Annotated in this window: 9 protein-coding genes; 6 read left to right on the top strand and 3 right to left on the bottom strand. The window is 33.9% G+C overall.

Going from position 1 to position 12,654, the window contains the following annotated elements; translation table 11 throughout:
* Window positions 1-237 precede the first annotated feature (237 nt).
* Window positions 238-2,454, top strand: coding sequence for a TonB-dependent siderophore receptor (locus tag FNW38_RS06780; RefSeq protein ID WP_143387767.1), 2,217 nt, complete (start codon window positions 238-240; stop codon window positions 2,452-2,454).
* A gap of 60 nt (window positions 2,455-2,514) precedes the next feature.
* On the top strand, window positions 2,515-3,063 hold the full coding sequence (locus tag FNW38_RS06775) for a PepSY-associated TM helix domain-containing protein (protein WP_144064748.1): 549 nt from the start codon (window positions 2,515-2,517) through the stop codon (window positions 3,061-3,063).
* A gap of 85 nt (window positions 3,064-3,148) precedes the next feature.
* Here FNW38_RS06775 and FNW38_RS06770 read toward each other — a convergent pair whose 3' ends face one another.
* Together FNW38_RS06770 and FNW38_RS06765 are read right to left on the bottom strand one after the other, a co-directional pair.
* Window positions 3,149-3,526: a hypothetical protein gene (locus tag FNW38_RS06770; protein WP_143387765.1), complete on the bottom strand. Its 378-nt coding sequence runs from the start codon at window positions 3,524-3,526 to the stop codon at window positions 3,149-3,151.
* Window positions 3,527-4,007: 481 nt separating this feature from the next.
* Window positions 4,008-6,722, bottom strand: a complete 2,715-nt coding sequence (locus FNW38_RS06765) for a valine--tRNA ligase (protein WP_143387794.1) — start codon at window positions 6,720-6,722, stop codon at window positions 4,008-4,010.
* Between the two features lie 218 nt (window positions 6,723-6,940).
* Between FNW38_RS06765 and FNW38_RS06760 the strand changes: the two genes are divergently transcribed.
* The gene (locus tag FNW38_RS06760) at window positions 6,941-7,330 is read left to right on the top strand and encodes a DUF1573 domain-containing protein (RefSeq protein ID WP_143387764.1); all 390 of its coding nucleotides are present in this window, start codon (window positions 6,941-6,943) and stop codon (window positions 7,328-7,330) included.
* A 54-nt stretch (window positions 7,331-7,384) separates the two neighbouring features.
* Here FNW38_RS06760 and FNW38_RS06755 read toward each other — a convergent pair whose 3' ends face one another.
* The gene (locus FNW38_RS06755; RefSeq protein ID WP_143387763.1) at window positions 7,385-8,713 is read right to left on the bottom strand and encodes an aspartyl protease family protein; all 1,329 of its coding nucleotides are present in this window, start codon (window positions 8,711-8,713) and stop codon (window positions 7,385-7,387) included.
* Between the two features lie 125 nt (window positions 8,714-8,838).
* On the opposite strand from FNW38_RS06755, the gene FNW38_RS06750 reads away from it, so the two are divergent.
* From FNW38_RS06750 to cysS, 3 genes are all read left to right on the top strand, one after another.
* Window positions 8,839-10,059: a pyridoxal phosphate-dependent aminotransferase gene (locus tag FNW38_RS06750; protein ID WP_143387762.1), complete on the top strand. Its 1,221-nt coding sequence runs from the start codon at window positions 8,839-8,841 to the stop codon at window positions 10,057-10,059.
* Window positions 10,060-10,298: 239 nt separating this feature from the next.
* On the top strand, window positions 10,299-10,970 hold the full coding sequence (folE, locus tag FNW38_RS06745; protein ID WP_143387761.1) for a GTP cyclohydrolase I FolE: 672 nt from the start codon (window positions 10,299-10,301) through the stop codon (window positions 10,968-10,970).
* A gap of 143 nt (window positions 10,971-11,113) precedes the next feature.
* Window positions 11,114-12,592, top strand: a complete 1,479-nt coding sequence (cysS, locus tag FNW38_RS06740; RefSeq protein ID WP_143387760.1) for a cysteine--tRNA ligase — start codon at window positions 11,114-11,116, stop codon at window positions 12,590-12,592.
* The last annotated feature ends 62 nt before the right edge of the window (window positions 12,593-12,654 follow it).

The raw sequence follows: 12,654 nt of genomic DNA, 5'->3' as shown, positions 1-12,654 counted from the left end.
AAAAGGAGCAGAAAAACTAAGATTTCTACTCCTTAAATTATTGTATTTATTCCTTAAAGGACTTTTTCAGTACCCTCCTTTTTTGGAGCAAGGTTTTTTTGCTGTTAAAGTACTGTATTTCAATTGAGTGAAAAGTGTTTTAAATTATTATTTATATTTAATCTAAATAAACTTTGTTAAATAGAAATCAGATTCTATATTTGCATCGTTATTTTTAATTATTCCAAATAAACAATCATGAGAAATATTTTAATACCCGCTTTAACCCTATTATTCAGTATGAGTAGCTTTGCACAAGAAACTGCAAGTGTAACAGAAAACACAAATACTATTGAAGCATTCGACACCGTTTCAGATACTATAAAGAATAAAAAAGGAGGAATACTTAAGGAAATAATTGTCACACAAAATCAACATAAAAAACCAGTATCAGCGATACGATCTGGATTAAAACCGATGGATGTTCCTCAAAGCATACAAATAATAGGAAGCGAAATTATTGAACAACAGCAAGCGATCAGACTAAGCGATGTTATCAAAAATATAAATGGTGTTTACGTGGGTTCAGCACGTGGTGGAGCACAAGAATCTTTTTTCTCAAGAGGATATGACATGTCTACCAATAATATGTTTAAAAATGGGTTTCGTTTTAGCAGTGGTTCTATTCCGGAAGTTTCTTCTTTAGAAAAAGTAGAAGTACTAAAAGGAAGTGCCGCTTTATTATACGGAAATGTTGCTCCGGGAGGAATATTGAATATGGTAACCAAATCACCATCTTTCCAAAAAGGAGGAGAAATAGCCGTGCAAATGGGAAGTTATTCTTTTTACAAACCATCTATTGATATCTATGGTCCATTGAATGATATTATCGCATACCGATTTACAGGTTCTTATGAAAACTCTGAAAGTTTTAGAGACAATGTAACCAAAGAACGTTATTATATCAATCCTTCTGTTCTTTTTAAAGCAAGTGATAAAACCGAAATTCTTTTGCAAGGGGATTATTTAAAGGATGATTGGACACCCGATTTTGGAACAGGAATCATTGGAAAAGAAATTGTGGATCTTCCTCGTAATACTTATTTAGGTGCGACTTGGTCAAATGGACAAACCAAACAAGCAACGGTTTCTGGATTAGTAAGCCATAATTTTAATAAAAACTGGAAACTGGATTTCAATTCTTCTTTTCAAAATTACAACAGAACTTCTAAAGGAACCGAACGTGTTCAACCAGCAGCAAATGGAGACTGGAGCAGACCACTCGGACAAAATAAAAACCTGGAGCAAATCATTGGAGAACAAATTAGTTTGCAAGGCTGTTTTACAACCGGACAACTAAAACACCAATTATTTACAGGTGTTGATTTAGAAAATTCATTTGCACAAGCCTATACTTTTACCTTTAACCCAACAACTTATGGTAGTGGTAATATTTTTGATTTCGAAAATTTTGATCAAGGCGGAGCGATACCAAATGCAACTAATACAAGAATTGTAAAAACAGACACAAACCGTTTTGGAATCTATGCACAAGATTTAATTTCATTGACAGAAAAAATTAAAGTTTTAGCCGGTTTACGTTGGTCTTGGCAAGAAGCACAAGTTAACACACACGACTTGATTAAAAATACGGTTACTGAAGCTGCAAAACGTAAAGATCTTGCTTTCACTCCAAAAGTAGGACTTGTATTTCAACCAACAAAAGACATGTCTTTGTTTGCCAGCTATTCTAACTCATTTACACCAAATACAGGAACAACGGTTGACTTAAAAGCGATTGAACCTTCTATTATCGATCAGTACGAAGTTGGAATGAAAAAAGATTTTTGGAAAGGAGTATTGAGTACAAACGTTACAGTATACCAAATTACAAATAGCAATTTAGCTCAAACTGCCGAATTTAAAGCGGATGGTTCAAGCAATACGGATACAACAATAAAAGTTTTGAGCGGAGAAACAACCAGTAAAGGAGTAGAATTTGATATTACTGCAAAACCTATTGAAGGCTTGAATATTATAGCAGGGTATAGTTATAACGACATGCGCTACACTAAAACTTCAGGTTTAAACGGAAGTTTTATAGAAGGAGATCGTTTAGCAAGAACCCCAGCAAACACAGCTAATTTAAGTTTTTTCTACACCTTGCCTTCAGGAATATTAAAAGGAGCGTCTTTTGGAGCTTCGGGTAATTATATTGGTAACCGAGTTGGTGGTTGGAACAATCAAATAGTAGCGAACTCTAATACAGGAGCCGTTACCATTAATGATAGAGAAATTCCACTTGAGGGATACACGACAATTGATTTATCAGCAGGTTACAATTGGAAACAATTTTCAATCCTATGTAAGTTATCAAATATTACGAATGAGTTGAATTATACCGTTCATGAAAATTACAGTGTGAATCCAATTGCACCACGACAAGTGATGACGAGTTTAAAATATAAATTCTAATTAAACCTTTTATAAAAAAAAGAGTCTTATTTTTTTAAACCACTTTAACGTCACTAACACATGAAAAAAATTGACTTCAGAAATTTACACCGCGATTTAGGCTATTTCTACATCGGACTAATTGTTTCCTTTGCCTTTTCAGGGCTTATGATGAACCACAGAGAATCTTGGCATCCTGATAAATATACCACCGAAACAAAAGCCATTGAAGTACAATTACCCGAAGAAAGCGAAATCAACGAAAAATTTGCTGAAGGCTTAGGAAAGAAATTAGGCATCGATGACAAAATGAGACGTCACATGGTAAAAAAAGGAACTTTTAAAATTTCTTTTGAAAAACACGACGTTGAAATTGATATGAAAACAGGAAAAGGTGAAATCGTATCTTTTATAAAAACGCCTATTATTAGTCAATCCATGAGCTTGCATAAAAATACTTCCAATTTTTGGATTTATTATTCGGATATTTTTGCTTTAAGTTTAATCACCATTGCATTAACGGGAACGATAATGATCAAAGCCGGAAAATTCAGTTGGAAAAACAGAGGCTGGAAACTGGCAGTAGCCGGAATTGCATTTCCGCTGCTATTTTTGATTTTATTTGGTTAAAATATACCTAATTACTATACTTAAATCCGTGACGACACGGATTTTTTTGTTCATGGCTATTACCAAAAACAAATAGTAAAACATATTAATTGATTAAAATTCCGTTCTCTTCAAGTATTTCAAAAAGACTGATACTTAGATTTGGGTCATATTTCTCAATACCACTTTGATACCATTTTTCTATCATATTAATTTGATGTGAAGTATACCCATCAGCTTCAAAAGGTAAGCCAAGTAAACCTGCGATAAGAAAATCTTCCAAAACTTTGTCTGTAATAATACGCTGGGGAATTCCTTCACTAATATATCCGTTCATTCTCTCATAATCTGATCTTCCGGAATTAAATCCGCTAATAAAAGCGTCATTTTTTTTTGCAGTATTAAATTGCTGAAATGGATTCAAACCAATTGAATATCCTTCAACATAATCTTGTCTATAAGCCGGACTAAATATTTTTTTCATTTCTTTATTAATGTGGTATTTGACAATTGTTTCCCAAACATATTAACAATATATCAGTAAATACACAAAAATCGTTTAAAGGAAGAAATACTCTTTAAATCGCAATAGCAGTGACGTTCGTCGATAAAATGTTGTCACGCAACTACCACAAAATCCACAGCTATCTCGGGCGCAATGTCATTAAGTTAAGAGATTTTTGAATGAAGATTAACGATTCTTGATTGCAGATTTCTGAAAACCCTCAAATATTACGATTGATGTTTAAATAAAAAACTATTTTCAATGAAATAGTGTTATTGAAAATCTTAAATCAAGAATCGTTAATCAAAAATCTTAAATATTTTTTAGATAAATTCTTAACTTAATATCATTGATTGCGAGTATCTCGCTCATAACAAAATACAAAATAATTAATTTTCTAACAAAAAATCCCAATCCTGAAATTTCAGAATTGGGATTTTTATTTTATAAAAAACTAGCTTTATTTCAATCCAGCCAAACTATGCTCGATAGTTTCAATTTTAGATAAAGCATCAGTTTCTTTTTGTCTTTCGTTTGCCAAAACTTTCTCAGGCGCACCAGCCACAAATTTCTCGTTCGCCAGTTTGCTTTGAACTGATTTCAAGAAACCTTGTGTATATATTAACTCAGCAGTTAGTTTTGTAATTTCTTCCTCCACATTTATATTTCCGGTAATTGGAATGAAATATTCATTCGATTTTACACGGAAAGACAAAGCGCCATCCACTTTATCCGAAACATATTCTAACGAAGTTATGTTTCCTAATTTAGTCACAACCGAATCAAAATAAGTCGAAACTTTATCATTGTTCACAATTTTCAATTCAATAGAGTCTTTGAACGGAATATTCTTGTCTTTACGAATCGTTCTTATTCCGGAAATCACTTCAATTGTATTTTCGAAATCAGCGATTAAACCCGCATTAAAAGGTTTTATTTCTGGCCAAGTTGAAACGATTAACGCTTCTTCAGTAGTTCTTTCGGCAAGAATTTGCCAAATTTCCTCTGTCAAGAACGGCATAAACGGATGCAATAATTTCAAGTTATTTTCTAACATTTCTATCGCTTTCGCAAAAGTCGCGCTGTCAATTGGTTGTTGGTATGCCGGTTTTATCATTTCGAGAAACCAAGAACAGAAATCGTCCCAAACCAATTTGTAAATCCCCATTAAAGCATCAGAAATTCTATATTTTTCAAAATTATCTTCAATTTCTAGAAGTGTTTGTTGCAACTTGGCTTCGTACCATTCGATCGCCACTTTTGAAGATTCCGGTTGCGGAATAGCATCCGAAACTTCCCACCCTTTTATCAGTTTGAAAGCATTCCAAATTTTGTTTGTAAACGCTTTTCCTTGGTTACACAATTCTTCATCGAACATGATATCATTCCCTGCAGATGCGCTCAAAAGCAATCCTACACGAACACCATCGGCACCAAATTTTTCGATTAAATCCAAAGGATCAGGTGAATTTCCTAATGATTTAGACATTTTGCGTCTTTGCTTATCACGAACTAAACCAGTCAAATACACATTTGTAAATGGTTTTTTTCCTGTATATTCATATCCTGCAATAATCATTCTCGCTACCCAGAAGAACAAAATATCTGGACCAGTAACCAAATCATTCGTTGGATAATAATATTTGAAATCTTCACTTTCCGGATCCATAATTCCTCCAAAAACGGACATTGGCCATAGCCAAGAAGAAAACCAAGTATCTAAAGCATCAACATCCTGAGTTAAGTCTGAAGTTGTAAGTTGTAAGTTATTGGTTTTTTCTTTAGCCAAAACTAAAGCTTCTTCGATAGATTCAGCAACTACAAAATCTTCCTTTCCATCTCCATAGAAATACGCAGGAATTTGTTGTCCCCACCACAATTGACGAGAAATATTCCAATCGCGTATGTTTTCAAGCCAGTGTCTGTACGTATTATCAAAACGTTTTGGATGCAATTTAATTTCGCCATCTACTAAAACCGCTTTTATAGCAGGTTTTACCAAATCTTCCATTTTCAGGAACCATTGGTCTGATAAACGAGGCTCGATAACTGCTTTGGTTCTTTCAGAAGTTCCTACTTTATTAAGGTGAATTTCTGTTTTGGTCAAAGCACCAATTGTTTCTAATTCTTTGACAATTTCTTCCCGAACTACAAAACGATCTTTTCCTTGATAATGCAATCCAAAACTATTCAAAGTCGCATCTTCGTTGAAAATATCAATGATTTCAAGATTATGCTTCTCCCCTAACGCTTTGTCATTCATATCATGAGCAGGAGTTACTTTCAAACAACCCGTTCCAAATTCGATATCAACATATTCATCTTCGATAATTGGAATAACTCTTCCGCAAATAGGCACAATCGCTTTTTTACCTTTCAAATGAGCAAAACGTTCGTCATTTGGATTAATACAAATCGCTGTATCTCCAAAAATAGTTTCCGGACGTGTTGTGGCAATAATAATCCCCTCCCCAACCCTCCCCGAAGGGGAGGGAGATTGTGCGCTAGCCTCGGTGTCGATTCCGTTACTGACTCCCCCTCCTTCGGAGGGGGTTGGGGGGAGGATTTCATATCTTATAAAATACAATTTCCCTTGTTGTTCTTCGTAAATTACTTCTTCATCGGACAATGTAGTTTTGGCTTCCGGATCCCAATTGACCATTCTATAGCCTCTATAAATCAATCCTTTGTTATATAAATCCACAAAAGAACGAATTACTGAAGCTGACATATCAGGATCCATCGTAAATTTGGTTCGTTCCCAATCACAAGAAGCACCCAGTTTTTTTAATTGGTCCAGAATTACTCCTCCATATTTATCAGTCCATTCCCAAGCGTGAGCCAAAAATTCTTCACGAGTTAAATCATTTTTATTGATTCCTTCTGCTTTTAATTTAGCTACAACTTTAGCTTCAGTCGCTATCGAAGCATGGTCTGTTCCAGGAACCCAACAAGCGTTGAACCCTTTAAGACGCGCTCTTCTAATTAATACATCTTGAATGGTATTGTTCAACATGTGCCCCATGTGTAAAACCCCAGTAACATTAGGCGGCGGAATTACAATGGTATATGGTGTTCTATGGTCTGGCTCCGAATGGAAATAATTATTCTTAATCCAGTAGTCATACCACTTATTCTCAATAGTTTTAGCGTCAAATTGTGCAGGAATTGTCATTTTATTGTGGATTCGTTTAATCATTAAATTCGATTGTTTGTTGGTTCAATTAAACGAATAACCAAATCAACAAATAACCGTTTAGACTTTGGTCTGATATTTGTAATTCTAATTGGGAACAAAAGTAAATAATTAAGTACACTATAAAAAGAGAAATAAATATTTGTGCATTAATTAAAAGAAAGTACATTTACTTAACCAAATCTAAAAAAATGAAAATGAAAAAAATAATTACTTTAATAGCAATTGTATTTGTAAGTAGTATTGGGTTTGCCCAATCTGGAGCCAAAATTGAATTTGCAGCTAAAGACAATACCATTGATTATGGAAAGGTTTCCAAGGGAAGTGATAATGGAATAAGAGTGTTTCAATTTACAAATACCGGTGACGCCCCATTAATTATTACCAATGTATTATCTACTTGTGGATGCACCGTGCCAACTAAACCAACAGAACCAATTTTACCTGGTAAAACTGGAAAAATTGAAGTTAAATATAATATGACTCCTGGACCTATCCGCAAAACAATTACGATAGAAACCAACGCAGTGAATTACGAAGGCGGAAGAGTGGCTCTAAAAATAAAAGGGGAAGTAATCGTCAACTAAAGTCTATTTAAAATAAGATTAAGCACTTTTTGAATCATTCAAGAAGCGCTTTTTTTATAAAATATTTTGTAGCTGAAACTTAATTTTATGGATTTGACCATTTCTTAGAATTTCTAATGTAATCCAATTTTCTTCTTCCGATTTAAAGAGGGAATTAATTTCCTGCAAAGAATATTTATATCCGGGATTTTTGTTAATTAAAATAATTACGTCCCCTTTTTGTAAACCGCTATTTGCTGCAGGTGAATTTTTTCTAACGTTAGTAATTTCATAAATAGGTTTTAAAATAAATTTATATTTAAAATCGCTACTGTTACTATTTGATTTAAAAGGGTCATCTACTGTCACCGTAGGAACCGTCTTAAGAGAAACCGTTTCTTGTACCCATTGCATACCATGGTGTTGAACTTCAACTCCGCTTTTATTATAATTAAACGGCGAGTAATATTCTTTGTTTTTCTTTAAATAAAAAAAACCATTAGTATAATCAAAAACAACTGAAAATCTTCTTAAAATTTCACCTCCAACTGAACCCATTCTGCCAAGAACCATTTTTACATTTCGTATTGAACTGGAATCAGGGAAAGCAACAAGTGGATTATGAAATTCAAATTTCGACATTTGAAATTTTGAAATTTTTGCTCTTCTTCCCTCTATGTCTCCACTAAATCCCTGCCCCAAATAATCCTCAAAATTTTTAGCAGGAATTTTTACTAATTCGGAACGATTTTCAAAAAGCCAAAGTGCATCACTATTGCCGATATCGATTAATAATTTGACAGGAAACTCAACAGAATCTATAGCTATAGTATTTATTATATACGGTTTTAGTCGTTCAATCGTAATAGCAACCTTTTCGAATTTTTCCTCTATTTTATTTCTATTTTTTTCAATATCCCTGTGAACGATTACTCTCTTTTTTTCGTAATTGATTTCAATCAGATTATTTTTAAAAAACTGATATCCAATAATTCCGTTCACTGGAATTCCTACATGAGAAGACAAGTTAAATTCCTGATCCAAAACAATATATAATAAGTGATTTTTGGATTTCAACGCTCCTATTTCCAAGATATTATTAGTCGATTTCAATCCTTCGATGGCATCTTCACTTCCTAACCCACGCAAAGTGATTTTTTCGACATTAGAAAATTCAATTTCTTTTTTATCTTCCAAACTAAACAGAATAGTCTCTTCAACACCAGAATCTAACAAAAAGTTTAATTCTACACCGTTGACCTTGATGGGAATAAAAATTAAATTATTAATGAATTTGAAGGGAATAGTCACTTTATCAACCTCTTTACTAAATTCAAAGCCATCTTGTGCTAAAATAGTCAAGGAGCTGAAAAGAAGAAAAAATAAAATAATTACCTTTTTCATCAAAAATTATTTGTATAAAGTTACTGAAAATACAACATAATTATGCGTTTTTGACACCAAATAGACTTATTAATTGCAGTAAGTTTGAAAAAAAAATTGCAAATTTGCATTTCAATAATTAAATCATGCCAGAAATATCAAACAGAGGCAAACAAATGCCCGAATCACCAATACGAAAATTGGCTCCTTTTGCTGAAATGGCTAAGAAAAAGGGTCATAAAGTATACCATTTGAATATAGGTCAACCCGATATAAAAAGTCCAGAAGCGGCCATCAAAGCCATTAAAAATATTGATTTAACTATTATTGAATACGGACCTTCTGCTGGTTATGAAAGTTATAGAAAAAAATTAGCTCAATTTTATACCAATCAAGATGTAAAAGTATCTTTTGAAGACATCATGATAACAACAGGAGGGTCTGAGGCACTTTTATTCGCTTTAGGAAGTATTATGGATCAGGGAGATGAAATTATTATTCCAGAACCATTTTATGCTAATTACAGTGCTTTTTCGGCAGAATCCGGTGCAACGGTAGTTCCCGTAAATTCTGTTTTTGAAAGTGGCTTCACTTTGCCTCCAATTGAAGAATTTGAAAAACTAATCACTCCAAAGACCAAAGCAATTTTAATTTGCAATCCAAGTAACCCAACTGGTTATTTGTATTCCGAATCAGAAATTTTACAATTGGGCAGACTAGCTAAACAATACGATTTGTTCTTGATTGCTGATGAAGTATACAGAGAATTTATATATGATGAAGACATTCATTATTCGGTAATGAATCTTGAGGGACTCGAGCAAAATGTTATCATGATCGACTCTGTATCCAAACGTTACAGTATGTGTGGCGCCAGAATTGGATGTATGGTTACAAAAAACAAAGAGGTAATTTCAGCAGCGATGAAATTTGCACAAGCCCGTTTGTGTCCTCCAACGATTGAACAAATAGCTTGCGAAGCGGCCATTGATACCCCTCAAAGTTATTTTGATGAAGTAATTACAGAATATAAAGAACGAAGAGACACCTTAATTTCTGAATTAAATAAAATAGAAGGCGTAATCGTTACCAAACCTAAAGCTGCTTTTTATTGTATTGCACAACTTCCTGTTGACAATACGGATGATTTTGCACAATGGCTTTTAGAAAGTTATGATTTGAATGGTGAAACCGTTATGGTTGCTCCAGCTGCCGGTTTTTATTCGACTCCAGGAATGGGATTAAACCAAGTGCGTATTGCTTATGTTCTTAAAAAAGAAGATTTGATTAGCGCCGTTCGGATTCTAAAAGAAGCAATTCCGGTTTATAATTCCACACGATTAAAAAAGTTAATTGAAGTAGAATAATTACAACTTAAAAAACACTTTTTATTATTCTATTGATAACCAAAAGATTTCAAATACTTTACAAAAGGCAGCAACCAAAAAGTTACTGCCTTTATTTTTTTAAAGTAATTAGAAAATCCTGCTTTGCCGATGATCGCTATAAAGTCATCATTAAATAGTATAAACGATAGAAATTCTTTAGTTTTTATTAATTATCTTTACCGCTTAAATTTACATACCCAATATAATAGTACCTTTTAATGATAAATAACGAAGAATTTCAAGACGAGATAGGAAACAATCATATTAGTACAAGTGCAAAAAATCCATTACGAGAAGATGCATTTGCTATTTCAGATGAAGAAAAAATAGAAAAAATTAAAAAAGACGTTCAAAATATTCTGATTACACTTGGAATGGATTTGACGGATGATAGTTTAAAAGGCACGCCCAATCGTGTTGCAAAAATGTTTGTAAAAGAAATTTTTGGAGGTCTGAACCCTGCAAAAAAACCGAATGCTTCCACTTTCGACAACAACTATAAATACGGCGAAATGTTAGTTGAAAAAAACATTATCGTTTATTCTACCTGTGAACATCATTTATTGCCGATTATAGGAAGAGCTCATGTGGCTTATATTTCTAATGGAAGGGTAATTGGACTTTCTAAAATGAACAGAATTGTTGAATATTATGCCAAAAGACCTCAGGTACAAGAACGCTTAACGATGCAAATTGTTCAGGAATTACAAATGGCTTTAGGCACTGAAGATGTGGCTTGTGTGATTGACGCCAAACATCTTTGCGTAAATTCAAGAGGAATCAGCGATATTGAAAGCAGCACAGTTACATCTGAATTTGGAGGTAAATTCAAAACAGATCAAACTCGTAGAGAATTTTTGGATTATATTAAATTAGAGACGAAGTTCTAGTCCTCTCCCCGACCCTCTCCAAAGGAGAGGGAGCCGAGTCTGGTATGATTGGAACAAGGAAATAACAATTATTAACAACACATTCACCTCTCCGCTCCCTCCCCTTCGGGGAGGGCTGGGGTGGGGGAAACAACAAACCACAAATGCCATTATATAAAAGTCAAACTCTAAAAATATACAATTCTCTTTCGGGAGAAAAAGAAACATTTACACCTATTCATGAAGGCAATGTTGGAATGTATGTTTGTGGACCAACGGTTTACAGTAATGTACATCTTGGTAATGTAAGGACTTTCATGTCTTTTGATGTTATATTTAGGTATTTTTTGCATTTGGATTATAAAGTCCGTTACGTTCGTAACATCACTGATGTAGGTCATATTGTGGATGACGTTGATGAAGGGGAAGATAAAATTGCGAAAAAAGCACGTCTGGAGCAACTGGAACCAATGGAAGTGGTGCAGCGTTATACGGTAGATTTTCATGATATTTTGAACGCTTTTAACTTTTTACCGCCAAGTATTGAACCAACGGCAACCGGTCATATTATTGAGCAAATTGAAATTATCAAGACTATTATTGACAAAGGAATTGGCTATGAAGCGAATGGATCTGTTTATTTTGATGTGGTAAAATTCAATGAAACCAACCACTATGGCAGATTAAGCGGTCGAAATATTGAAGATATGCTTGCTAATACGCGTGATCTTGACGGACAAAGCGACAAAAGAAATCCGCAGGATTTTGCGCTTTGGAAAAAAGCCGAACCACAACATATTATGCGTTGGCCTTCGCCATGGAGCGATGGCTTCCCGGGGTGGCACCTTGAATGTACCGCCATGAGCACCAAATATTTAGGTAATCATTTTGATATTCACGGAGGCGGAATGGATCTAAAATTCCCTCATCATGAATGTGAGATTGCACAAAATGAAGCTTGCACCGGACAAACGCCTGTTAATTATTGGATGCATGCCAATATGCTGACATTAAACGGCAAAAAAATGGCTAAATCTACTGGAAACAATATTTTACCAAGAGAAATATTGACAGGAGAAAATAGTATTTTGAGTAAAGCTTTCTCAGCATCAGTAGCTCGATTTTTTATGCTTCAAGCACATTACAGAAGCATTCTTGATTTCTCTGACGATGCCATTGTTGCAGCTGAAAAAGGATACAAGAGATTAATGGAGGCAATAGATGCTGCAAAAGATTTAGTTGCCAGTCCAAACTCTACAATCGATATTGCCGGCTGGAAACAATCGTGTTATGATGCGATGAATGATGATTTCAACACACCTATCATGATTGCACAATTGTTCGAAGGAGTTCGCTTTATCAATCTATTAAAAGAAGGAAAAGAAATTCTAACTGCCGAAGACTTAAAAACATTCACTGCTACAATTAATGGTTTTGTATTTGATGTTCTAGGATTGGAAGATGAGAAAGTTTCAGACAGTACTAATGACAAATTAGAAGGCACTGTAAATATGTTAATTGAAATGCGAAAACAAGCCAGAGACAATAAAAATTTCGCAATGTCAGATCAGATTCGAGATCAATTGATTGCTTTAGGCATTCAATTGAAAGATGGAAAAGAAGGCACAACTTTTAGCATCTAGACAACAGATTTCAAAGGACAGATTAAAAAACTAAAAAATTGAATATTGAAGTTTTAAATCCG

It is taken from the genome of Flavobacterium gawalongense, assembly GCF_007097265.1.
GTDB lineage: Bacteria > Bacteroidota > Bacteroidia > Flavobacteriales > Flavobacteriaceae > Flavobacterium > Flavobacterium gawalongense.
Note: the sequence above shows the minus strand (reverse complement) of the source record. Positions and strands in the feature narration are given on the sequence as shown.

Coding starts and splice junctions, on each gene's coding strand:
- FNW38_RS06780 (WP_143387767.1), top strand. CDS start 238: ATGAGAAATATTTTAATACCCGCTTTAACCCTATTATTCAGTATGAGT.
- FNW38_RS06775 (WP_144064748.1), top strand. CDS start 2,515: ATGAAAAAAATTGACTTCAGAAATTTACACCGCGATTTAGGCTATTTC.
- FNW38_RS06770 (WP_143387765.1), bottom strand. CDS start 3,526: ATGAAAAAAATATTTAGTCCGGCTTATAGACAAGATTATGTTGAAGGA.
- FNW38_RS06765 (WP_143387794.1), bottom strand. CDS start 6,722: ATGACAATTCCTGCACAATTTGACGCTAAAACTATTGAGAATAAGTGG.
- FNW38_RS06760 (WP_143387764.1), top strand. CDS start 6,941: ATGAAAAAAATAATTACTTTAATAGCAATTGTATTTGTAAGTAGTATT.
- FNW38_RS06755 (WP_143387763.1), bottom strand. CDS start 8,713: ATGAAAAAGGTAATTATTTTATTTTTTCTTCTTTTCAGCTCCTTGACT.
- FNW38_RS06750 (WP_143387762.1), top strand. CDS start 8,839: ATGCCAGAAATATCAAACAGAGGCAAACAAATGCCCGAATCACCAATA.
- folE (WP_143387761.1), top strand. CDS start 10,299: ATGATAAATAACGAAGAATTTCAAGACGAGATAGGAAACAATCATATT.
- cysS (WP_143387760.1), top strand. CDS start 11,114: ATGCCATTATATAAAAGTCAAACTCTAAAAATATACAATTCTCTTTCG.